Origin of the sequence: Actinomyces timonensis DSM 23838 (assembly GCF_000295095.1) — a bacterium.
GTDB classification, from domain to species: Bacteria; Actinomycetota; Actinomycetes; order Actinomycetales; family Actinomycetaceae; genus Actinomyces; species Actinomyces timonensis.
The window spans coordinates 985,137-1,007,340 of sequence record NZ_JH806632.1; the positions used below are offsets into that span (position 1 = coordinate 985,137).

The following is a 22,204-nucleotide window of genomic DNA, read 5'->3' on the forward strand; positions in this document are numbered from 1 at the left end:
GGCGGCTGCCGGAGCCGACTGGGCAGCGGGCGCCGAGGCGCTCCGCGGGGCTGCCGGGGTTCCGGCGCTGCCGATGGGCATGATCTCAGGGCTCATGGTGTCAGGAGGGGTGCTCGGGGTTCTCAGGTCGGCGAAGGCGGCGGCCTCGGCCATGACCGCGGGCGCGGTCAGCGCGGGGGCAGGCGCTGGGGAGACCAACGGCGGCGGGGGTGGGACAGGCCCCGGGGGCGGCGGGGGCGCGGGGGCCTCGCTCGTCGCGGGCGGGGTCTGCGCGGCCTGCGCGGCCTCAGCCGCCTGCGCCACCCTCACCCAATTGGGGACAGTGGCCTTCCTCGAGGCGACCGAGGGCGGCGAGGCCACGTACCCGTAGGCGACGGGCGAGGCCGACTGCTGGGGCGAGGCGCTGGCGTGATCAGCGGCGTCCTCGACGGGAGAGATCTCCTCGGTGGAGAACTCGTTGGCGACCCTCTGCACGATCGAGCGGCGGACCGGGCCGGACGACGCCGGCGCTGGAACGGCGGGGCCCGGCCGCGCCGTCGCGGGCGAGGGGGCCGCGGGGCTGGCGGGCGCGGAGGGACTGACCGAAGCGGCCGGGCTCTGGTGCGGCGCCGTCGGGACATCCTCGACCAGCTCGCGAGCGGACGTGGACGGAGGGCGCCCGTCGCCGCTGCTGGGCGCGGTGGGCACGGAGTCCGGCATGAGGATGCCGCCCTGGCCGCCCGGCGCCCCCGGGGGGATGCGGGCCTGGCCCCGGGCGGGGGTCGCGGGCGTCATGTCCGTCGGCCCGGCGATGGTCTCCTGACCCCCGTGGGGCGGCAGCGCCACCTGGGCGGCCTGGGCGGATGCGGCCGACGGCGCGCTGGCGGTACCCGCGGAGGCGGCCGTTCCAGCCGTTCCGGCAGAGCCCGCGGAGCCCCCGGTCTCCTCCCCGCCGACGCTCGCCTGCCCGCTCGCCGGGGTGGCGGGGGACATCGCGGCGGCCTTGGCCTCCCCCTTGAGCGAGGCGGCATCGAGGGGCGGCTGGTCGGACTGCCTGACGAAGGTGGCGGTCCAGGCGTCGTTCTCGCGACGGCTGCGCTGGTCGTCGGGGTCGAGCAGGCCGGCGAGGCGCGAGACGTGCACGCTCTGGGGCGGTTCCTCGTCGAGGGGCTCGGTGGCGGAGTCCTCGGAGCCCGCCGGGGGCAGGACGATGCCGCCGTCGCCGATGACGGGGCGCGCCAGGTCGCGGTTGAGTTGCTCGGAGACGGTGCGGTTGCCGTTGCGGCGGTCATAGAGGCCGGCGAGGCGGCGGGCCCAGGCCTCGACGTCGACGCGAGCCTGCGAGATCCTCACGACCGCCGGGATGCCTGGGTCTGGGCACCAGGTGGCCTGAACGGGCGCGTCCGCGCCGAGGATCTCGTTGCCCCATCCGGCGGCCTCGGCCTCGCGCAGCACGAGTGCCGCGCCGCGCAGGGCGGCCAGGAGGACCTCGCCGGACTCCGCCGTCGGGAGCCAGCCGAGGTGGCGGCGCAGGAGGGTGAGCGCGCGGTCGGGCTTGCCGGACAGGGCGAGATACTGCCAGTGCAGGGCGATCGAGCGCAGGCTGCCCGGGCTGGATTCCTGGGCCCGGTAGGCGTGGAGGTGGGCGTTCCAGGCGGCGGCGGGGCGGCCCGAGGCGAGCAGGGCGAGGAGCGAGGCGGCGCGCACGGCCTCGCGCAGCGGGCCCACGCCCATATCCCCGCTGAGGATGGGGGCGGCGGTGGACACGGCCAGGTCCCAGTCCTCGTTGCGGGTGGCCCAGTCGATCTGGAGGAGGGGCTGGTAGACGTCGCGGGCAAGGTCGTCCTCGGACTCGGCCTGCCGCCACTGCGCGAGGGCCTCGGCCGCATCATCCTCCCGGCCCAGGAGGGCGGCGACCTTGGAGCGCTGCCCGTAGATGCCCCGCATGGCGCCGCCTTGGGAGGAGTGGAAGGCCTCGACCTTGCGCGCGAGGACCCGCAGCTGCTCCACCGAGACCGCGGGGTTGCTCGCGGCGACCGCCACCGCCCACGTGCAGTCCCAGGTCAGGGTGCGCAGGGCCTCCGAGCTGAACAGCTCGGGCCGCTGGGAGAAACGGGCGAGGCTCCAGTTGAGCGGGTCCAGGGCCCGCCACTGCTCGTTGCCCAGGAAGTACTCGCGCGTGAGGGCAACACGGGAGGAGACCTGGAGGACCTCAGCACCCAGGGCATCGGCCCAGGTGACAGCCTCGGCCGTCAGGGCGGACACGGCCGGCGTGTGCTCCAGGCCGGCCGTATGGGCAAGCCTGGCGGTGATGTCCTCGCGGGTTGTCATGATGGTCCTTCCGATGGCGGTCAGGGCGGCTCAGGAAGCCGACGGGAGGTCATGGCGGGTGGGGATCCGTGCCCCGCTATCCCGGCGCCGGGGACGGCGCGGGATACACCCAGGAAGCCCAGAAGGCCGGAGAGGACGGGAACCTGCCGGGACGCCCGGGCCGAGACGAGAGGATCGGAGGGCCCTCGGGGATCTGACGATACGCCGAAAGACCGGGCGCGGGGGCGCCGATCAGCCCTCCTTCGTGATACTTCTGTGACGGATGGGACAGAGGATACTCCGGTTGCGTTTCGATCACAGATGACCGGCGTCGATGCCTGGCCTGTGATCCGCGTCACAGGATATGCGGCGCGGTGGGTGGCGCCATGCGGCGCCTCATCGCGCAAGAGGCGCCCCGCGCCCGGGTCGAGGAGAACTCCACCACGACCTCCCTCCTCCTGCGCGAATCATGCTGCTGCTCGACGGCGGGGCCCACCCGGGATCGCCCGCCATCAGGCCCCTCCTAGCGAGGGTATCGGGGAACAGCGTCATTCGGGCCGGGATGTGACCAGTCGGGCATCCGCCCGCGTCAAGTCGACACCCCGGCTCAGAGGGCACGATCAGAACTCGATATTGGCGGTGCGGGTCGGATCCAGCCTCAGGAGCGCCGTCGTGCCGATCTCGCCCGCGGGCCCCTCGACACCATTCACCCCGGTGGCGACGACGGCGTCCCCATCGGGGAAATCCAGGGATACATCCGCCTCAACCCTGCCTCGGCGCACCCGACGCGCCAGCACCGTGCCGCTCACCTCCGGCAGCATCGCGGTTCCGGGCGCCCCGGCGTCATCGCCCCTGGGAGCCTCCCCTGCGAGGCCGACGACGCTCAGCGCCCCGGGGGCGAGCGCCAGAGCGGCACCACCCCCGCCGGAGCCCGCCTCCCGCGCCCCTGGCCGGCCGCCGTCGAGAAGCACCGCCCAGCCCAGGGCCTCTGTCTGCTCTCGGGTGAGGATCGGGCCGAAGCCGAGGAAGGCCGCGACGCTCGCGCTGCCCGGATCGGCCCAGAGCTCGGCGGGCGCGGCGAGGCGCGCCAGCCGCCCGGCCTCCATGACACCGACCTCGTCGGCGACGGTCATCGCCTCGTCCTGGTCGTGGGTGACGTAGAGGGCGGTGGTGCCCTGCTCGGCGAGGATGGCGCGCAGGTCGACGGCGAGCTGCTCGCGCAGGGCGCGGTCGAGGGCGGACAGGGGCTCGTCGAGCAGCAGGAGGCGGGGCCGGGGGGCGAGGGCGCGCGCGAGGGCGACGCGCTGGGCCTGCCCGCCGGACAGCGTGGTGATGGGCCGCGGCCCGTAGCCGGGCAGGCCCACGAGCTCGAGCATCTCGGCAACGCGGCGGGCGCGCTCGGCGCGCGGCAGGCCCGTCAGCCCGTAGGCGACGTTCCCGCCGACGTCCCGGAAGGGGAAGAGCTGGCCCTCCTGGAACATGAGCCCGAAGCCGCGCCTGTGCACCGGGGTCCCGACGACGTCGCGCCCATCCCAGCGGATGCTCCCGGCCGCGACGGGTTCCAGGCCCGCCACGGCGCGCAGCAGCGAGGACTTGCCCGAGCCCGAGGCGCCGAGGAGCGCGACGATCCGCCCGGCGGGGATCTCCAGGTCGACACCGTCGACGGCCACGACCGGCCCCGCGCCCCGGCCGCCCGGGTAGACCACCCGCAGGCCGTCGATTGTCAGCCCATCCGTCATGAGGACTCCTCGCTCGTCGTAGGGGCGTTTCGGGGGAGGGCCCCGCAAGCGTGGCGGGGCTGGCGGGAGCGCTGTGAGGAACGAGCAGCGCGGATGGTAGCTGCGGGGCCCTCCCCCGAAGCGCCCCGATCGCGGTCGACGGCGCCCTCCCCGCTGCCCGCGCGCGCCCAGCGGTTCTGCAGCCACTCGCAGCCGAGCATGAGCGCGGCGGTGCCGGCGGCGAGGATGACGCCGGCGGCCAGCCCCATCCCCTGGTTCTGGGCGCCGGGGCGGCCGATGAGGCGGTAGAGGACCACGGGGAGGGTCGGCTCGGTGGGGCGGGCGAGGAACGACGTCGCCCCGAACTCCCCCAGGCTCGTGGCCAGGGCGAATCCCGCGGCGAGGCCGGCGGCGCGCGCCAGGTGGGGGCCGTCGACGGTGAGGAGGGCACGGCCGGGCCCGGCGCCGAGCGCGGCCGCCGCCTCGCGCTGGCGGGGGTCGATGGCGCGCAGCGCGGGCAGGAGGGTGCGCACGACGAGGGGCACGGCCACGACGGCCTGTGCGAGCGGCAGGATCCACCATGACGCCGTCAGGCCCGTGGGGCTCAGGGTGATGAGGAAGCCGAAGCCGACCGTCACAGCGGACACGCCCAGCGGGAGCATGAAGGCGGCGTCGAGGAGCGCCACGGCGCGGGCAAGGACCCTCCCGCGGGGGCTGCGCGAGACGACGAGGCTGACCGCGCCGCCCACCGCGAGGGCGATCGCCGCCGCCACGACGGCGACCCGCAGGGAGGTGGCGGCGGCCTCCCAGACAGTGACGAGCAAGGCGTTGGACTGGCCGCGCGTTCCCAGGTCCGTGTAGTTGGCGAGCGTCCACTGCCCGCCGCGGCGCAGGGAGCGGGCCACGAGGACGAGCACGGGAGCGGCCAGGAGGCCGCCGATGGTGGCAGCCGTGACGGCGATCGCGGGGGCGTCGGAGCGGCGCAGCGGGGTAGCGGGGACGTCGAGCCGCAGGCGGAGGCGGGCGGTCGAGGCGGCGCGGGCGCGCTCGGAGACCCACAGCGCCACGGCGATGACGAGGAGCTGGACGACCGAGAGGACGGCGGCCGTGCGCAGGTTGAGGTACTGGGCGGTCTGGACGTAGATCTCGGTCTCGATGGTGCCCATCCCCACTCCGCCGAGGACCAGCACGACGCCGTAGGCGGTGGCGCAGAACAGGAAGGTGAGCGAGGCGGCTGAGGCGATCGCGGGGGCGAGGCTGGGCAGGGTGACGGTGCGCCAGGCGCGCCACGGGGAGGCGCCCAGCGCGCGGGCGGCCTCGACGGAGCGGGGGTCGAGCCGGGACCACATGGTGCCCACCGTGCGCACGACGAGCCCGTAGTTGAAGAAGACGAGCGCGGCGACGACGGCGGTGAGCGTCCCGTCCAGGCCGAACCCTCCCAGCGGCCCTCCCTTGGTGACGAGCGCGTGGAAGGCAACGCCGACGACGACGCTGGGCAGCACGAAGGGCACGATGACGATCCCGCGCAGGAGGTCGCGGCCCGGGAAGGAGCGCCGGTAGAGGACGAGCGCCCCGGGCACGCCGAGCAGGACGCAGATCGCGGTGGCCAGGGTCGCCTGGGTGAGGGTCTGGGTGAGGATCCGCCACGTGCGCGGGGCCGTGAGGACGTCGGCGAAGCCGCTCAGGTCGAGGGCGCCGTCGGGGGCCAGGCCACGGCCCATGAGGGTGGCGACCGGCCAGAAGAACAGCACGCCGAGGAAGGCGAGCGGCACCGCGACCGCCGCCGCCCAGCCGATCACCTCCCCCGGCGTGCGCGACGGGCCTCGACGAGCAGCCGCCCCCGGGGTCACTGGCCGACGGCCTCGGTCCAGGTGGCCAGCCAGGTCTCGCGCTTGTCGGCGATGGTGGCGGCATCGAGGGTGAGCGGGGAGGGCGAGAGGGCGCCGAAGGTCGTCATGGCCTGGCTGAGCGTCGCCTCGGTGCTGACGGGGTACATGTACATGGAGTCGGGGATCGCCGTCTGGACGTCCTTGGTGAGGAGCCATTCGATGAAGGCCTTGGCGCCGGAGGGGTTCTTGGCTCCGGCCAGCACGCCCGCGTACTCGATCTGCCGGAAGGCGGTGGCGGGGACGGAGGCGGTGGTCGACGTCGTCCCGTCGTCGCTCACGGTGGCGGCGGGCGAGGAGGAGTAGGACAGGACGATCGGGTAGGAGCCCTTGCCCTCGCCGGCGGAGAAGTCGACGCTGTAGGCGGCGGTCCAGCCCTCGACGATCTTGGCGCCGTTGGCCACGAGCTGCTTCCAGTAGTCGGCGAAGCCGTCCTCGCCGAAGCGCGCGATGGTGGCCAGGAGGAAGCACAGGCCGGTGGTGGAGGTCGAGGGGTTGATGAGGACGGCGAGGTCCTTGTTCTCCGGCTTGGTGAGGTCCTCGAAGGAGGCGGGCGGGGTGAGGCCGTGGTCGGTGAAGTAGGCGACGTCGTAGTTGAGGGCGACCTCGCCGAAATCGATGGGGGCGATGGCGGTGGAGCCGTCCACGAGGTAGCTCTCGGCGCCGGCGGGCAGGGTGATGGTGGAGGCCGAGTCGACGACGCCGCCCATGGCCAGGCGGGAGATGAAGGAGTTGTCGATGCCGAAGAAGGCATCGCCCAGCGGCGCGTCCTTGGTGAGGACGAGCTGGTTGGCGAGCTCGCCGCCGCTGCCGGACTTCGAGATGGACACGGTCACGCCGGAGTCCTTCTGGAAGGCGGCCAGGAGGTCCTCGGGGAGGTTGAAGTCGTCGTGGGTGAGGACGGTGATCTCCTTGGAGGAGGCGGCGCCGTCGTCGCTCTTCTTGCCGCAGGCCGCCAGGGCGAGGGCGGCGGCGGTCGCGGTCGAGCCGGCGAGCAGGGCGCGGCGGGTGAGGGCGGGCGCGGCGGATGCGCGGCTCCGGGCGCCGGGAGTGGTGGGGGTGGTTGACGTGGTCATGGTGCCTCCTGGTCAGGTGCCTGGAGGGCCCGCGAGCCAGGACGGCGCGCGGGGAGAACTCGACTTCCTTCGCCGGTGCGAGCCGGAGCAGGTTCGAGGGTCTGCGGTCTCCCGCACTCTCAGCGCCTGCGCCCGCCGTCAGCGGCGGGATTCAGCGCTCCCCTGTCGTAGTGGCCCCAGCATAGCCGTGCGCGGGCCAGGATCTGCGCCCTCACGCCCCTCTTGCGCCCTCGGACCGCAGCCGCGCCCTCAGCCCGCTCCCGCCGTCTCATCCTCGTAGGATGAGGGCGCGACCGCGGGATGAGACGGTTTCTCGGGGCTGAGGGCGCTGGGGCGGAGTGCTCAGATGACGCCGCGCGTGAGAAGGAACTCGTGAAGACGGTCGATGTCGTCGCAGATGAGCCCGAGGTTGGCGGCGAGTTGCTCGTCGGTCAAGCCCAGGGGGTAGCACCACTCGCCGTGCGCCGCGAGGAGGAGATCGTCAAGATCAACCGCCTCGGGATCCCTCGCAGTCACGTGGGCGGGCACGATCATGTCGGCCTGGTTCCATTCGTTGGCCACGCTGAATGCCCACCCGAGCTCCTCGGAGACGACGACAGGCCATTCGGCGTGGACCACAAGGGTGTCGTCGTCCTGGACGCTCCAGGTGATCGACCTGTCCCCACTAGCCATGAGGACGTCGTCGCCGCCGAGCGTCACCGTCCTCCCCAGGGAGCCGAGCGCGTCCGCCAGGCGCGCGGGATTGACGTCCGGGAGCCGCCCACTCGCAGCGCCACCGGGAGCAGCGGTCTCCACCATCCCCTCGCCTCCTGAGCCGCTCGCGCCGAGTTCGGCGAGCGAGGCATCCAGGGCCGCGGCGATGGCGCGCAGGGCGGAAGCATCCTCCTGGGAGCCGGGGTCCTCTGCTAGGCGCAGGAGGATGTCCCGGCGGACCTCATTGACCTCCGCCAAGCTGATCCCCTCATCCAATGCGAGGTCTCGCGCGCTATCGAGCACCGACAGCGCGTCCTGCGGGTCGTCAGCGATCCGGCTGCGGGCGAGCTCGGCGAGTTGATGGGTGATCTCCGCCGGCCCGAGGGGGCCCAGGTTCTGGATGATCTCCATGAACTCCGGGTCGTCGTCAGCGATGCTGCGCTGCTCCCCGGCCTCGTGCGCGGCAGCGTCCTCGGCAGCCTGCTCAGCCTCGATGAGGGCGACCTCCTCATCGAAGCGGCTCTCGGGGAAGCGCTGCTCGAACTCCTCGAAGAAGCTCTCGCAGTAGTCCACGTGGGAGTCGATGCAGAAGAAAAGCTGGTCGTCGTTCATGCCGTGCGCGATCGGGATCGTGGCAGCACCCACCACCTGGTGCCCGCCGAACATGTCGACGGGGAAGAGGGAGGCGGCGAGGAGAGGCTGCCCGGCGTTACGGACGGAGAGCTCGACCTTGAGCGCGCTTACGAGACCGCTCGGGACCGGCGGGGCCCAGGTAGCGGTGATGCGCAGGAGGGGCCCATCGATGCGAATGAGGATCATCCCGATCGAGGTCGGGATGACGAGGCCATCAGGAGCGGCCTCATAGAGATCTCCCGGCGCGATCTCATTGATCCGGTTCCGGATGCGCTCAAGAGTCACCGGGGTGGGGGCCGTCGACGGGTGGGGCGACGACATGCGGGGCACAGCCATCCGCTTCTCCTTCACGAGCATGGAGCACTGGGCCCACCCATGGTCAGGCGGGGCTGAGCACTTGTCCGCCAGGCTCAACCGGCAGAGCGGCCAGCATCGACCGGGACGACCGCGGATGGGGCATGATCGTCCTAGCGCATCTCGCCGACCGACCGAAGGAGCCCCACCATGTCCAGCAAGACCACTGTTGACTTCGCCTGGAAGGCGACCGCCGCCGTCGCCACCCTGGCCGCTGGCTTCGTGGCCGACAAAGCGCTCGGCACCGTCTGGAAGACCGTCACGGGCAAGCCCGCCCCCAACGACGAGTCCCAGATCCTGGACTACCGGCTCATGGAGGTCGTCACCTTCGCCGCCCTGTCCGGGGCCGCCCTGGCGGTGACCCGCGAGCTGGCCCTGCGCAAGGCGGCCGGCTGGTACGGCGGGCGCGATCACAATCCGCTCGCCTGAGAGAACTCCCCATTCCCGCGCGTCGCGGACCGTGGAACCGTAGGCCCCGAACCGGATGATCCCTGATCACCGACGACGAATCGGAGCACCATGACCACCCCAGCCCAGGGCAGCACCCCGAATCGCCCTCAGCCCGACGTCTCCCTGTCCGACGCCGAGCGGCGCGCGCATGAGGCGACGACCCCCGCCGAGCGCGCGGAGGCGCTCCAGGCCCTCGCGGAGTCGCTGACCGGAGCGGGACGCGCCCATGCCGCCGTCGAGTCCGCCTCTGAGGCGGTCGGCCTGCGACGCGCGCTGGCCGACGCCGACCCGGCCACGCACGCCCCGGCCCTGGCGATGGCCCTTAACAACCTAAGCCTCTGCCAGGCCGCCGCCGGGGACGCGGACGGAGCGCTCGAGGCGGGGCAGGAGGCCACCGATCTCTTCCGGGAGCTGACGGCCTCCGATCCCGTCGCCTACTCGCCCGGGGTGGCCATGGCCCTGACGAACCTCGCCACGCGGCTCGCGAGCACTGGCCGTCGGCAGGAGGCGCTGCTCACTGCCCAGGAGGCCGTCGGCGCCTACCGGGCCCTGGCGGCGAGCGCGCCCGAGCCCCACACGGAGAACCTCGCTGGCTCCCTGGCGAATCTGGCGATCCACCTGCGGGGCGCGGGGCGTGGGGAGGAGTCACTGGAGGCTGTGCGGGAGTCCGCCGGGCTGTTCATGGATCTCGCCGTGGCCGATCCTGGCGCCCACACCGCGCACGCGACCCGGGGGCTCGGCCTGCTGGCCACCTATCTGCACGATGCTGGCCGGCATGAGGAAGCGCCGGCCGCCTTCACCGCGCGCCTTGAGGAGCTCCCTCCCTCCTCCCGCGCCCGCATCCTCCTGGCCCGCCAGGAGTGGAGGATCAACGGAGCGGCGTCGGCCGGGGGAAGCGCTGGGCGCGCTGACGCGGACGATCTACTGGCTGCCCTTCGCGAGGCGGACCGGATCGAGGAGCCGGGCGAGCTCGGCCCTGTGCGGCGCGAGATCAACCAGCACGTCCAGAACCATGCTGCCTCTGGCGCGTACGGCGCCCTCCCGCCGCTGCCCGCCTGGGCGACGGTGGCGATCAACAATGAGTTCGCCGCCGCCATGCAGGAGTGGCTCTCCGTGGCGTCGCCCGCCCAGGAGCTGGAGTATGTGGAGCGCCGGTGGCCGCGGCCGACGGCGGATGAGGCGGAGGCGATCGCCGCCGTCGCCGATCTGTATGTGGACGCGCCCCAGTTGCGCCGCCTGGCGGGCATCGTCGCGCAGGTCCATCGCGACGGCGATGAGGGCCTGGACCGCTTCCGCGCGCAGGTGGCCGGTGCGGAGCTGCTCGTCGCCTGGCTCTCCGAGCAGGAGGAGGGCAGGGGGCAGGCCTTCATGGAGGCCCACCCGGATCTGCTCACCGATCCTGCGGTCCGCGAGTACGTGAGCAGCCTTCCCCAGAGGCCGGGGAGGACTGCGATCGCCATGCATCTCAACCTGGCCTCGGTGTCCAGCCCGCAGGCCGCGTACGCGGTGCTGGGCGGGCTCGATGAGGCGCTTCTCGCTGTGCGCGGGCTCGTCGACGACGGTAACTGGCAGGCGCCGATCTTCGCCGTCGCGCTGCGCGCCGAACTCGCCGGGCACGCTCCCAACGGGGCCTTCGCGGGCGCGCTCCACGCGGCCGCCTCGGGCGACGTCGACACCGCCCAGGATCTTCTCACCGCGGCCCTGGCGGCGAGCAACACGGCGACCACCGAGTCCTTCGGCAGGCTCCTGTACAACGCGACTCTCAGCCCCGACTGCCCCCAGGGCCTCCACGCGCTCCTGAGCGCGCTCACCAGCCGGTCCTGATAGCGGGTCGGGCGCCCTCGCGCGCGTAGCCTGGTCCCCGTGACATCGCTTGAGGTTCTTCAGGCCGCCTGCGCCGTCGTCGTGCTCGCGGCGACCATCATCGGCGTGACCGTCTTCGGCCGCGCCTGCCTGGCCGTCGCCCGGCGCCTGAGGGTCGGCCGCCCCGTGGCCAGCGAGCGCCTGCGCCCCGCCGGCCGCCGCGCCTGGCTCGCCATCTCCTCCGCTCTCAACCACCGGGCATTCAGGCGCCGCCCGTGGATCCGGGCCGCGCACTGGCTCGTCATGGTCAGCTTCCCGCTGCTCTTCCTCACCCTCGTCACCGGCTACGGGCAGGTGCTCGGCGGCGCGGCCTTCACCCTGCCGCTCCTCGGGCACGCCGCCTGGTGGGGGTGGGTCGTCGACCTCATCGCCTGGCTGAGCCTGGCCGGGATCATCCACCTCATCGCCGTGCGCCGCCGACTCACCCGCCGGGGCGCGGCCGAGCCCCCCTACGCCGCCGACTCCGAGGGGGGCGCGCGCCCCCGCACCTCGCGCTTCGCCGGCTCCACTGCCTTCCAGGCGCATTTCGTCGAGGCGATCATCGCCGCCGTCGTCGCCTGCGTCCTCGCCCTGCGGATGCTTGAGCACGCCCACCTGGCCGCCTCCCCCGACTCCGCCGAGCGGGCCCTGGCCACCTGGACGCGATTCCCGCTCACCGCCTGGGCCAGCCCCGCGCTCGAGCCGCTGGGATACACGGGCCTGGCCGCCGCCATCACGCTCGTGGCCACCATCAAGGTGGTCGTGTCGATGGCGTGGTTCGTCGTCGTCGGGCGCCAGCCGTCGATGGGCGTGGCCTGGCACCGCTTCCTCGCCTTCATCAATATCTACGCCCGCCGCGAGCTCGACGGCTCGAAGGCCCTCGGGCCGCTGGCCCCCATCGCCCTGCCCGACGGCAGCCCGCTCACCGCTGAGACGATGGATGACCTCGACGCCGCCATGGAGGCCGCCGACGAGGGCACCGGCCCCGAGGTGCGCCTGGGCGTGGGACGCATCGAGGAGTTCACCTGGAAGGGGCTGCTCGACTTCACCACCTGCACCGAGTGCGGCCGCTGCCAGGACCTCTGCCCCGCCTGGAACACCGGCAAGCCCCTGTCCCCCAAGCTCTTCACCCTCGCCCTGCGCGACCACGCGGCCGCCGCCGCCCCCTACCTGCGCGCCGCCGCCGAGCTCGGGGTCTCCCCCGAGGAGGTCGACGACGACGCCCTGCCCACCCGCGGCATCGCCAGCCCCACCGGCAGCGCCGGCCTGGCGCCGGGCTCAGCCCACACCGGCGACGTCCTCGGGGCGCTCCTGGCCGCCAAGGCCGCGCCGTCGGAGACCGGCGTCGCCACCCGCCCCGCCCCCCTGGCCGGAGACGTCATCCCCGCCGACGTCCTGTGGGCCTGCACGACCTGCGGCGCCTGCGTGGAGCAGTGCCCCGTGGACATCGAGCACGTCGACCACGTCGTGGACGTGCGCCGCCAGCAGGTCCTCATGGAGTCCGCCTTCCCCAAGGAGCTCGGCGGCATGTTCCGCAAGCTCGAATCCAAGGGGAACCCGTGGGGGCTGGCGGCCCGCAAGCGCATGGACTGGGCCAAGGGCCTCCACTTCGAGGTCCCCGTCATCGGCGAGGACGTGGAATCCGCGGCCGAGGTCGACTACCTCTTCTGGGTGGGCTGCGCCGGAGCCTTCGAGGACCGCGCGAAGAAGACCACCCGCGCTGTCGCCGAGCTCCTCCACACCGCGGGAGTGAGCTTCGCGGTGCTCGGCGACGCCGAGTCCTGCACCGGCGACCCCGCCCGCCGCGCGGGCAACGAGATCCTCTTCCAGATGCTCGCCGCCCAGAACGTCGAGACCCTCAGCGAGGCTGGGGCGACGCGCATCGTGGTCACCTGCGCCCACTGCTTCAACACCCTGGCCCGCGAGTATCCGCAGGTCGGCGGCCAGTACGAGGTCATGCACCACACCCAGCTGCTCAACCGCCTCGTGCGCGAGGGCCGCCTGACTCCAGTGGCCCCGGGGCCCGCGGGCGGTGCCCCGGGGGAGGGCGCCGAAGGCGTGGCGGGGCTGGCGGGAGCGGCCCGAGGGACGAGGGCCGCGGATGGTAGCCGAGGCGCCCTCCCCCAGGGTGCCGCCGCACCCTCCGCCGCACCCCCCGCCGCATCCTCCGCCGCACCCACGGTCACCTACCACGACGCCTGCTACCTGGGGCGGCACAACCGCGTCTACTCCCCGCCGCGCGAGCTCCTGGAGGCCACCGGCGCGAGGGCCGTCGAGATGCCCCGCAACCACGAGGAGGCCTTCTGCTGCGGGGGCGGCGGCGCGAGGGCCTTCATGGAGGAGTCGATCGGGACGCGCATCGCCGTCGAGCGCTCACGCGAGGCCATCGGCACGGGCGCGCGGGTCATCGCCACCGCCTGCCCCTTCTGCACCACGATGCTCTCCGACGGCGTCGCCAGCGAGGGAGCGGATGTGCGGGTGGCCGATGTCGCCACCCTCATGCTCGAGGCCGTCCACCGGGGCCAGAGCGCCTGAGCCAGAGATCGACCAGAAATAGCATTTGCTATAATCGCCGCATGGCTTCGGCACTCTCCACTGTCGCCCAAGAGTGCGACGCCGCTACCCGCGCCGCGAGGCAACGGCTGGTCGCCGCGGTCCGCCAGGCTGCCGCCGATGGGATGTCACAGAAGCAGATCGCGGCCGAGATCGGTCGAAGCCAGCCCGAGGTATCGCGACTCTTGCGCTTCCACGGCACCAGCCCATTGGGGAGGAGGCTGCGCCAGGCGCGTCCGCAGATCCGCCACGCTATCAACGCTGCTGGCGGCTCGAAGGTACGGGTCTTCGGTTCTGTCGCCGCCGGGACCGATGATGACAACTCCGACGTCGACCTCCTGTTCCACATGGGTGAGCCTCTCAGCCTCATGGAGTTATCCGCCCTGGAGCTGGAACTGCAGCGCATCATTGGAGCGCGGGTCGATCTTGTGGCTGACACCGCTATCCGTCCCACCATGCGCTCGCGCATCCTGTCCGAGGCGGTTCCACTGTGAGTTCCGCCCGCCGCAGCGCACCCGAACTGCTGGAGCAGGCGCTTGATCAACTACAGATCGCTCGCGAATACGCCGCCAGGGATCTGACGGACCCGGTTGTCATCGATGCGATCGCCATGCGCCTATCGGCAGCCACCGATGGAGCGCCTGAGCCGGGCTGGGTGCGGGGACGCGGCGCGCGTCGCTATTCGCCAATGAAGTCAGCAAGCCACTCGTCGACCTCTCGCATGCACAGCGAGTCCACGACGCCTGCCACCCGGTGGAGCCTGCCCCGAGTGATGGTGCGAGGCTGCTCGGTCATCGCGAAGGTGGGCTCGCTCAGCCTCAGATCCCCCCTGAGGAGCACATGGTTCGGCCAGCCGCGGTCGGTGGTCGTCGCCGGCAGGATGATCGCGAGAGTGTCCGCCCTCTGGAGGTAGCGGTTGGACGCGATCACGAGGACCGGCCTTCGCCCGGACTGCTCACGACCGCGAACCGGGTCAAGGTCCGCCCACACGACCATGCCGCGCCTGAGATCCACGGCGCTACCTCTGCTGCGATCCGGTGGCAGGCGCCTCGGCGCCATCATCGAGGGCCACATCCCAGTCCCGGAACTCCTGCCAGTACGATTCGTCAGCCGTCGCGAACGCCTTGCCGAAAGCCTCCATCCGGGCATCCCGCTCACGGCGCTCCAGGAGCAGGTCGATCAGGCCGGACGCGGTCGTCCCCTCCTCCGAGGCGGCGGCGTTGATGCGGTCACGCAGGTCCGATGACACCTTGATCGTCGTCCATGACATACAAAGAAGTATACCGCCGTGGACGCAGCTGTGGCCTTCGCTGAGGAGGGCGGGGCCGCCCCTCCTCAGACCAATTCCCAGCCGCGAGCGCGGGAGCGGCACTCCCAGAAGTCGCGGTATTGACCAGGCAGGGCCACGAGCTCGTCGTGCGTCCCGCGCTGCGCCACTCGGCCATTGCGCCCGAGCACCACCACCTGATCGGCCGCTGCGATCGTCTCGAGCTTGTGGGCGATAACGATGAGCGTCGAGGCGCGCCGCAGCTCCTGCATCGCCGCGACGATATGCGCCTCGTTCTCCGCGTCCAGGGCGCTCGTGGCCTCGTCGAACAGGACGATCGGGGCCCGTTTGAGCAGGGCCCGGGCGATGGACACCCGCTGGCGCTCCCCGCCCGACAGGGCGCGCCCGCCCTCGCCGACCCTCGCCTGCCAGCCGCCGGGCAGGCGCTCGGCGATCTCGGTGACGCCCGCGAGGTCGGCCGCCCACTGCAACCGCTGCGCGTCCGCGTCCGGGTCGCCGATGGCGATATTGGCCTCGAGCGTGTCGTCGAAGAGGTAGACGTCCTGGAAGACCAGGGAGACCTGCGCCATGAGGTCGGCGGTCGTCAGCTCGCGCACCCCAACGCCACCCACGCGCACGCTCCCGGAGTCGACGTCGTAGAAGCGCGCGATGAGCCGGGCGATCGTCGTCTTGCCGGACCCGGAGGGCCCCACGAGCGCGCACATGGAGCGCGCGGGCACCCTCATGCTCACCCCGCGCAGGACGGGCGCCCCCTGCCGGTATCCGAAGACGACGTCGTCGAGCACCACCTCGCTGGGCGCGGTCAGCGCCGCGCTGGCGTCCGGCTCGGGGAGCACGGGAGCCTCCATGACCTCGTCGAGGTGGGCCATGAGACGCCGCCGCTCCTCCACCGCCAAGGCCTGGGAGCCCAGGTCGTCGAGCATCGTGGTGAAGCGCAGGCACATGCCGATCGTGGCCACGGCCTCCAGGGGCCCCAGCGAGCCTCCTAGGGCGAGCCGCGCGGAGAGCGCGATCATGGCGACGATGATGATCTGCGTGAGAGCGCCGCTCATGATCCCACCGCAGGTCTCCCACCACAGCGTGCGGCGCCCGGCGGCGTCGGCGGCCTGGAAGGCGCGGCGCAGCTGGGGGTAGTCGGCGCCGGCGCGGGCGGAGCGCAGCGCCCCCTGGCATCGGGCGAACTCGACGATCCGGGCGGCCAGCTCCCTCTCCGCCGGCTCGCTCAGGCGCTTGCCGTGGTCGAGGGCCGCGCGCGCCCAGCGCAGGATGAGCGCCAGGACGGGCATCGCCACAGTGAGGACGACGCCGAGCCGCCAGTCCCACGCCCACGAGGCTGCCCAGACGACGGCGATCGACGCGACGCTGCCGCTGATCTTGTACAGGAACTGGAGGGCCGCGTCGGACAGGTCGACCATCTCCTGGGTCATGGCTCGCGACAGTGAGCCCGCGCTCTCGCCCGTGAACCAGCTCAGGGGGAGCCTCGCGATGCGCGCGCCGATGGCGTGGTGGGCGTCGTGGAGGAAACCGAGGATCCCGACCACGCCGTTGCGCTGCCCGGCGAAGTCGAGCGCGGAGGCGACGACGCCGCAGAGCCCCAGAACCGCGAGCCATCCTCCCAGGCCCAGCCCCCAGCAGGGCTCGCCGGAGGCGAGCGCCACCGACGAGGGTAGGAGGGCGACGAGGGCCAGGCCGGACACCGCGCCCGCCAGTGCGCCCAGGGTGAGGCTCTTGCGCAGGATCCTCCAGGACTCGGGAGTCATGAGGCGGCGATAGCTGGCGAGGATCGAGCGCCCACGCGCGGCGCCGAGCGCAGGTTCCGGCTCGGCTGGCTGTGCCGATTCTGCTGGCTCGCCAGGCCCCGCCGATCCAACTGATCCAGCCGACTCGGTCGAATCGGCGGGCCCGGCCGCGTCGGCGGGCCCGGCCGCGGGAACGCGAGCAGCAGTGACTTCGGCGCTGGGGACGTCCCCGGCGCGGGCGGTGCTCTCAGCGCTGCCGCCATCCTCGCCGTCGTCAGTCCCCTCGGCGCTGGTCTGGCGCAGCAGGGCCTCGTAGTGCGGCTCGCCGATGAGCTCCTCATGCGTGCCGCTGGCGACGATCCTCCCCCGCTCCATGATGGCAATGCGGTGAGCGCCCCGGAAGGCGGCGGGGCGGTGGGCGATGACGAGCACCGTGCGCCCGCGCACGAGGACGCTCAGGGCCTGCTGGATCTCGTCCTCGGACTCCGGGTCCGCCATGGCGGTGGCCTCGTCGAGCAGGAGGATCGGCGAGTCCTTGAGGAGGGCGCGGGCGATGGCCAGGCGCTGCTCCTGCCCGCCGGACAGGCTCGTCTCGTCGCCGAGGATCGTGTCATAGCCGTGGGGCAGCGACTCGATGACCGTATCGATGCGGGCGGCGGCCGCGGCGGCGCGGACCTGCTCGTCGGTGGCATCGGGCCGGGCGAGGGCGATGTTGTCGCGGATGGACGCCCGCAGGAGCTGGGCGTCCTGGAGGACGAAGGACACGGCGCCGAAGAGCTCGCTCTCGCTCATGTCGCGCAGGTCGGCGCCGCCGATGCGCACGGCCCCGGAGTCCGGGTCGGCGAAGCGCGCGATGAGGGTGGCCAGGGTGGATTTGCCCGAGCCCGAGGGGCCGAGCAGAGCGGTGACGGTTCCCGGCTCGAGGGTGAGGGAGGCGTCGTCGACGGCGAGGGTCTGCCCGTAGGAGTAGGAGACATGATCGATCTCCACCCGGGCGCCGTCGTCGCTCCTCACGCCCCCTCGCGCGCCGCTGCCGCCGGGGGCGAGCACGGGGGTGTCGAGCACGTCGACGAGGCGCAGGGCGGAGGCGCCGGCGATCTGGTAGGACCAGGAGATCGACACGACGGTGACCATCGAGGCCGGGAGCACGAGGGCGATGAGCACGCAGGTGAGGGCCTGCGCGGGAGTGACCTCCCCGGCGTCGACGAGCATCCAGCCGCCCCCGAGGTTGACCACGAGGAGCACGGGGATGGAGACCCAGATGTAGGAGGCGCAGGCCGTCGTCGTCATCGGCAGCGCCCAGTCGCGGTAGAAGGAGGAGAAGCGGTCGGCGGCGGCGATATAGGCGCCGTGGGCGCGGCCCACCCGCCCGAAGGCCTTGACCACGCTGATGCCGGCGACGAACTCGACCATGGTCGCCGAGATCTCGGCCAGGCGCCGGTCCATCTCCACGGTCTTCTCCTTCATGCCGCGCATGGTCAGGGCGTAGGTGCCCACATAGAGCGGGATGGTGGACACCGAGAGCAGCCCGAGGCGCCAGTCGATGGTGAAGGCGTAGATGAGGAGGCACACGGGGGTGACGAGGGCGTTGATGTAGTCGATGGGGCCGTGGGCGATGACGGTGTGGACCGTGCGGGTGTCGTCCTGGACGGTTTTGCGCAGCGCGCCCGAGCTCGACGCCGTGAACCAGGACAGCGGCGCGGCCGCCAGCCGGTCCACAATGGCGCGGCGCAGGTGGTCGCGCAGGGAGAGGTCCGCGGCGTGGGTGATGAGCAGGGCGATGAAGTACAGGCCCAGGCGCCCCGTGTAGGCGCCGATGAGCAGGCGGACGGCGGACCATGCGGCGTCGGAGTCGACGGGGGCGCCGGTCGCGCGGGCGTTCAGGAGGAGGTCGCCCAGGCGCACGAGGGCCACGTAGGGGGCGATGGAGAGCAAGCCGGAGGCGACGGCGAGGATCTGGCCGGCCAGGATACGCCCGCGCACGGGGGCGGAGAGCCGTTTGATCGCGGCCTGGCCCTCGCGGGCGCGGCGCTGGTTGTCCGACGGCTCGCCAGGGGACCCGGCGGCGCGCGCGGCTGAGGCATCACCTCGCTCGCTCGCCTCGGCGGGCGGCGCGGCCTTAGCGGTGGGCTCCGTCATCGGGTCAGACAGGGTGGGGGATGACATGGGACCTCCAATACTGAACGGCGTTCACTATTGATTCAGGCACACCTTACCCTCGGTTCTACTGAGAGCCAATCTCACGTGCGCTCGGCGGGATACCCTCGCCTCATGAGCCCCGCGACCACTGACAGGCGCTCCCCCGGACCCCGCCCGGGCTTCGAGCGCGCCGACGCCGTCGACGCCGCCCTCGACCTGGGCATCGCGAGCTTCACCCTTGCGCAGGTCGCCGCGCGGCTGGGGGTTGGGGCGCCGGCGCTGTACCGGGAGATCGACTCGCGCGACGATCTCCTGCGCGCCTGCCTCGACCGGCTCGGCGCCAGCGTGGACATGACGGGACTCGATGGAGACTGGTCAGATGTCCTTCGTACAGTGGCGGATCGCCTGTGGGACCTCCTCGACGCCCATCCGGGCCTGGCGGGAATCCTGCTGACCCTCCCGTGGGCGCACCAGTCCTTCGCCGAGTGCGTGCGCGCGGAGATCGCAGCGCTCGAGGCCACCGGCCTGGATCGCCGAAAGGCGGTGCTGGCGGCCGATTTCGCGGGTGATACGGTGATCGGCACCCATGCGGCGGTCGAGGGGCTGCGGGCGGCCGCGCCGTCGAGTTCCTGGCCGCCCTCCGCCCTGGCAGGCGCGATGCCCGAGGAACTGAAGCCGGGCCCCGAGTGGGCCGAGCGCGGCTGGCTGGACCTCAAGCTCGACGTCATCATCGCCGGCCTGAACGGCTAAAGTTCCCCACTCCCGCGCCCTCGGCCCGCAGAAACCGTCTCAGCCCGGCGTCGCGCCCTCATCCTCGCAGTTCGAGGGCGCGGGAGCGGGCCGAGACGGCGGGACGGGGCCCCGGATAGGCGAAGGCGCCCCCGCCCGAGATGGGCAGAGGCGCCTTCACCATGCGCGTGGTTTCGGCGGGGCGCTTGGCCCTCGCACAAATCCGCTTACTCCCAGCGCATGCACCACGTGGCGGCCCCGAAGAGAGAAGCGCCGCCAGCGGCGAGTATGGACCAGCCGAACAAGGCCTGGGAGGCTCCACCAACATTCGTCAGCGGCCAGCGCAGCCCGTCCAGCAGGTAGGTGGTGGGAAGGAACTGGGAAAGAGTCTGGACCCCGGGGAGGGAGTCAGTCATCGCGGCCACACCCGACAGCAGAGCCATGGGAATGACGATCACCATGACGATCGCGGTGGCGGCAGCGGCCGACGGCGTCACCACCCCCACGAGGATGCCGATCGAGTAGAACAGCAGGGTTCCCAGGACGGCGGGGACCAGGGCGAGGGGGATCCAGGCCGTGGCGGTCATGCCGGCGCCGAGGCCGAGGCCGATGGCGGCGAGGATGAGCGCCTGGACGACGGCGACGACGATGGCGACACTGAGCGCGGCGGACAGGATCATGGGCACCCGCACCGGCGCGCAGCGCAGGAGCGCTCCCAGGCCAGAGTCCCGCCAGTCGGCCACACTGCGGGCGCCGGCGAGCATCCCGGTGCAGGCCGCGCCGAAGGCCATGACGCCGGGCCCGATGACGTCGAGCCGTTGGCCGGAGGCCGCGATGGTCCCCCTGCCCGCGGCGAGCGCAAGGCCGACGAGCAGCGCCGGCGGCAGCACAAGGGAGAGGATGAGCGCGACCGGGTCGCGCAGATAGGTGCGGGCCAATGAGCGGGTCAGCGCCTTGTAGGGCCTCATGCCAGCGCCCCCTTGCCACCCAGGACAGCGGGCATCGGATCGAGGGCGCCAACGCGGCCCCGAGGCCGCGAGGTCATGGCGGCCCTCCCGAAACTCGGAGTCAGGCACCGGTTCGAGTCGGCGACGAAGGAGGCCGCGGGCCCGACGGCGACCACCCGGCCATCGTCAAGAACGGAGACCCTGTCGCACAGGGTGCCCAGCTCGCCCAGGAGACGGGCGGCGCAGACAACGGTGGTCCCCTCGTCGAGGGCATCGTCCAGGGCGTCGAGGAGGTCGGCGCGCTCAGCGCGGTCCAGATCGGCCATCGGCTCGTCGAGGAAGAGGACCTCGGGGTGATGCACCATCGCTGAGGCGAGCGCGAGCATCCGGCGGGCGCCCAGCGGGATGAGCTCAACACGCCAGTCGCGCACCCGTCCCAGGCCCATCTGGTCGAGGAACTGGTAGGCGCGGGCCTGCGACGCCCCCATGAGCGAGGCGACTGTGCTCAGGTGCTCCCACACCGTGGCGCGGGAGAAGAAGGAGGAGGCCGTGGTCGGCACTCCAATACGGCCCAGGAGCGAGCGGTCGCGGCCGCCGGGGGCACGACCGAGGAGCGAGACCTCACCGGTCCGTGCCCGATGCGCGCCGTAGAGGACCTTGAGGAGGGCGGTCTTCCCCGCCCCGCTTGGGCCGATCAGCCCGTGGAAAGCCCCCGGCTCGACGACGAGGTCGACGTCGTGGAGGACTTCCCGCCCGTGGAATGACTGGTTGACACCTCGAGCGCTCACCGCGGCAGCACGACCATCGCGCGTCGCGAGGGCGCCGAGGGCAACTGTCATCGGTTCAATCCTCCCGCACCGGCGCGCCATGGCTATAGCCGTCAGGCGCTCGGCAGTCGGTCGCAGTGTCAGGGGCCATTCCGCAGTCGCGATTGACGCTGACCGCAGGGCCGTTCAGCAGAGGACGGTCGCCCGCTGCCTTTAGCCTAGCGCAAGCATCGCCTCTCGCCGGCTGGCGCGGAATCCTGCCTTCCGCGCGATGCCGCTCCTCCCAAAGGCGGATCGCCGCCACACGACGCCCCCAGTCAAGCGCCCGCAGCCGCACAGGCGCCCGCGAGCACGCTCCTTCCCCGGCCCAGATGCAACACCACTGATGCTGACGAGCCCACCTTTCGCCCAGGAAGGTGGGCTAGCCTCGTCGTGTGAGCCCGGCATCCGCATCCCTGGGGACGCTCCCCGCGCCCCGCCCCTCGTGGCGGGAACGGCTTCAGACACCCCGTATCCAGTGGACGGTCCGCGGTGTTCTCACCTGCCTCCTCGCGCTTCTCGCCAGCGCTGACCTCAGCGCGAATGGCATGGACCTGTTCACGATCCTCTCCCTGCTATCCGTGCCCGCACCGCTGCTGTGCCAACGGTTCCCCTGGGCGATCACCGGTGCCCTCATCGCCGTCACCGTCCCGCTGGTGGCCAACTCCTTCTTCACCGCGGCCATCCTGGCGGACATCATCACCCTCCCCCTGCTCATCGTCGACGGCAGGGTCCGCCAGGCGGCCGCCCTATGCTGCTGCTTTCCCGTCGGATGGCTCACCGCCCTCCTTCTCGGCCACTCGCTCACAGATGTACCGCTGGTTGAGGTCTTCTTCCTCGCCTCAGGGGCCAATATCGGCTTCGTCCTGCGCTACTCCCGCGAGATGGTGGCGCGCGAGGCCCGGCTCCGCGAGGCGGCCCTGGGGGCGCAGCGCACAGCGATCGCCCGGGACCTGCACGACACCCTCGCCCGCGCCAACACCCAGATGGTGCTCCTCGCCCAGCAGGCCCTGGGTCAGCACCCCCGCGATGAGCGGGTGACCACGGCCTTGGAGGATGCCA

14 protein-coding genes and 2 pseudogenes are annotated in these 22,204 nt (G+C 72.4%); 6 read left to right on the forward strand and 10 right to left on the reverse strand.

Annotated features, from left to right (window positions below):
• From A1QA_RS14910 to A1QA_RS0104475, 5 genes and pseudogenes are all read right to left on the reverse strand, one after another.
• Window positions 1-2,310: pseudogene (locus A1QA_RS14910) on the reverse strand (hypothetical protein); the annotation flags it as partial.
• A 599-nt stretch (window positions 2,311-2,909) separates the two neighbouring features.
• Window positions 2,910-4,028 carry an ABC transporter ATP-binding protein gene (locus A1QA_RS0104460; protein ID WP_017177725.1) on the reverse strand — a complete coding sequence of 373 codons (1,119 nt, stop codon included), beginning with the start codon at window positions 4,026-4,028 and terminating at the stop codon, window positions 2,910-2,912.
• Window positions 4,025-5,806, reverse strand: a complete 1,782-nt coding sequence (locus tag A1QA_RS0104465) for an ABC transporter permease (RefSeq protein ID WP_017177726.1) — start codon at window positions 5,804-5,806, stop codon at window positions 4,025-4,027. The genes A1QA_RS0104460 and A1QA_RS0104465 overlap by 4 nt, the downstream gene beginning before the upstream one ends.
• Before the next feature lie 47 nt (window positions 5,807-5,853).
• Window positions 5,854-6,969, reverse strand: a complete 1,116-nt coding sequence (locus A1QA_RS0104470) for a thiamine ABC transporter substrate-binding protein (RefSeq protein ID WP_017177727.1) — start codon at window positions 6,967-6,969, stop codon at window positions 5,854-5,856.
• 342 nt (window positions 6,970-7,311) lie between these two features.
• Complete coding sequence (locus tag A1QA_RS0104475; RefSeq protein WP_017177728.1) at window positions 7,312-8,631, reverse strand: hypothetical protein; 1,320 nt, start codon at window positions 8,629-8,631, stop codon at window positions 7,312-7,314.
• Window positions 8,632-8,799: 168 nt separating this feature from the next.
• On the opposite strand from A1QA_RS0104475, the gene A1QA_RS0104480 reads away from it, so the two are divergent.
• The 4 genes from A1QA_RS0104480 to A1QA_RS0104495 all read left to right on the forward strand — a co-directional run bounded on the left by A1QA_RS0104480 (window position 8,800) and on the right by A1QA_RS0104495 (window position 13,988).
• Window positions 8,800-9,078: a DUF4235 domain-containing protein gene (locus A1QA_RS0104480; protein ID WP_017177729.1), complete on the forward strand. Its 279-nt coding sequence runs from the start codon at window positions 8,800-8,802 to the stop codon at window positions 9,076-9,078.
• A gap of 90 nt (window positions 9,079-9,168) precedes the next feature.
• Complete coding sequence (locus tag A1QA_RS0104485; RefSeq protein WP_017177730.1) at window positions 9,169-10,923, forward strand: tetratricopeptide repeat protein; 1,755 nt, start codon at window positions 9,169-9,171, stop codon at window positions 10,921-10,923.
• Between the two features lie 39 nt (window positions 10,924-10,962).
• A complete protein-coding gene (locus A1QA_RS0104490) occupies window positions 10,963-13,476 on the forward strand; it encodes a (Fe-S)-binding protein (RefSeq protein WP_026048687.1) in 2,514 nt (837 codons plus the stop codon).
• A gap of 41 nt (window positions 13,477-13,517) precedes the next feature.
• On the forward strand, window positions 13,518-13,988 hold the full coding sequence (locus A1QA_RS0104495) for a nucleotidyltransferase domain-containing protein (RefSeq protein ID WP_017177732.1): 471 nt from the start codon (window positions 13,518-13,520) through the stop codon (window positions 13,986-13,988).
• A gap of 184 nt (window positions 13,989-14,172) precedes the next feature.
• On the opposite strand, the gene A1QA_RS0104500 is transcribed toward A1QA_RS0104495, so the two are convergent.
• The 3 genes from A1QA_RS0104500 to A1QA_RS15285 all read right to left on the reverse strand — a co-directional run bounded on the left by A1QA_RS0104500 (window position 14,173) and on the right by A1QA_RS15285 (window position 18,687).
• The gene (locus A1QA_RS0104500) at window positions 14,173-14,568 is read right to left on the reverse strand and encodes a type II toxin-antitoxin system PemK/MazF family toxin (RefSeq protein ID WP_341858213.1); all 396 of its coding nucleotides are present in this window, start codon (window positions 14,566-14,568) and stop codon (window positions 14,173-14,175) included.
• Window positions 14,513-14,764: a hypothetical protein gene (locus tag A1QA_RS0104505; RefSeq protein WP_017177734.1), complete on the reverse strand. Its 252-nt coding sequence runs from the start codon at window positions 14,762-14,764 to the stop codon at window positions 14,513-14,515. Before A1QA_RS0104505 ends, A1QA_RS0104500 begins: the two co-directional genes overlap by 56 nt.
• Window positions 14,765-14,829: 65 nt before the next feature.
• Window positions 14,830-18,687: an ABC transporter ATP-binding protein gene (locus tag A1QA_RS15285; protein WP_017177735.1), complete on the reverse strand. Its 3,858-nt coding sequence runs from the start codon at window positions 18,685-18,687 to the stop codon at window positions 14,830-14,832.
• 105 nt (window positions 18,688-18,792) lie between these two features.
• On the opposite strand from A1QA_RS15285, the gene A1QA_RS0104520 reads away from it, so the two are divergent.
• Entirely contained in the window at window positions 18,793-19,410 is a 618-nt protein-coding gene (locus tag A1QA_RS0104520; RefSeq protein ID WP_017177736.1) for a TetR/AcrR family transcriptional regulator, read from the forward strand.
• 206 nt (window positions 19,411-19,616) lie between these two features.
• On the opposite strand, the gene A1QA_RS0104525 is transcribed toward A1QA_RS0104520, so the two are convergent.
• Both A1QA_RS0104525 and A1QA_RS13460 read right to left on the reverse strand, forming a co-directional pair.
• Complete coding sequence (locus A1QA_RS0104525) at window positions 19,617-20,357, reverse strand: ABC transporter permease (protein WP_017177737.1); 741 nt, start codon at window positions 20,355-20,357, stop codon at window positions 19,617-19,619.
• Window positions 20,354-21,175 carry an ATP-binding cassette domain-containing protein gene (locus A1QA_RS13460; protein WP_017177738.1) on the reverse strand — a complete coding sequence of 274 codons (822 nt, stop codon included), beginning with the start codon at window positions 21,173-21,175 and terminating at the stop codon, window positions 20,354-20,356. The genes A1QA_RS0104525 and A1QA_RS13460 overlap by 4 nt, the downstream gene beginning before the upstream one ends.
• Window positions 21,176-21,537: 362 nt before the next feature.
• Between A1QA_RS13460 and A1QA_RS16140 the strand changes: the two are divergent.
• Window positions 21,538-22,204: pseudogene (locus A1QA_RS16140) on the forward strand (hypothetical protein); the annotation flags it as partial.

Bases quoted from the DNA above. Each gene is read 5' to 3' on its own strand.
- A1QA_RS0104505 (WP_017177734.1), bottom strand. From the start codon at position 14,764: ATGTCATGGACGACGATCAAGGTGTCATCGGACCTGCGTGACCGCATC.
- A1QA_RS0104460 (WP_017177725.1), bottom strand. From the start codon at position 4,028: ATGACGGATGGGCTGACAATCGACGGCCTGCGGGTGGTCTACCCGGGC.
- A1QA_RS0104470 (WP_017177727.1), bottom strand. From the start codon at position 6,969: ATGACCACGTCAACCACCCCCACCACTCCCGGCGCCCGGAGCCGCGCA.
- A1QA_RS13460 (WP_017177738.1), bottom strand. From the start codon at position 21,175: ATGACAGTTGCCCTCGGCGCCCTCGCGACGCGCGATGGTCGTGCTGCC.
- A1QA_RS0104495 (WP_017177732.1), top strand. From the start codon at position 13,518: ATGGCTTCGGCACTCTCCACTGTCGCCCAAGAGTGCGACGCCGCTACC.
- A1QA_RS0104525 (WP_017177737.1), bottom strand. From the start codon at position 20,357: ATGAGGCCCTACAAGGCGCTGACCCGCTCATTGGCCCGCACCTATCTG.
- A1QA_RS0104520 (WP_017177736.1), top strand. From the start codon at position 18,793: ATGAGCCCCGCGACCACTGACAGGCGCTCCCCCGGACCCCGCCCGGGC.
- A1QA_RS15285 (WP_017177735.1), bottom strand. From the start codon at position 18,687: ATGTCATCCCCCACCCTGTCTGACCCGATGACGGAGCCCACCGCTAAG.
- A1QA_RS0104485 (WP_017177730.1), top strand. From the start codon at position 9,169: ATGACCACCCCAGCCCAGGGCAGCACCCCGAATCGCCCTCAGCCCGAC.
- A1QA_RS0104475 (WP_017177728.1), bottom strand. From the start codon at position 8,631: ATGGCTGTGCCCCGCATGTCGTCGCCCCACCCGTCGACGGCCCCCACC.
- A1QA_RS0104480 (WP_017177729.1), top strand. From the start codon at position 8,800: ATGTCCAGCAAGACCACTGTTGACTTCGCCTGGAAGGCGACCGCCGCC.
- A1QA_RS0104500 (WP_341858213.1), bottom strand. From the start codon at position 14,568: ATGTGGCCCTCGATGATGGCGCCGAGGCGCCTGCCACCGGATCGCAGC.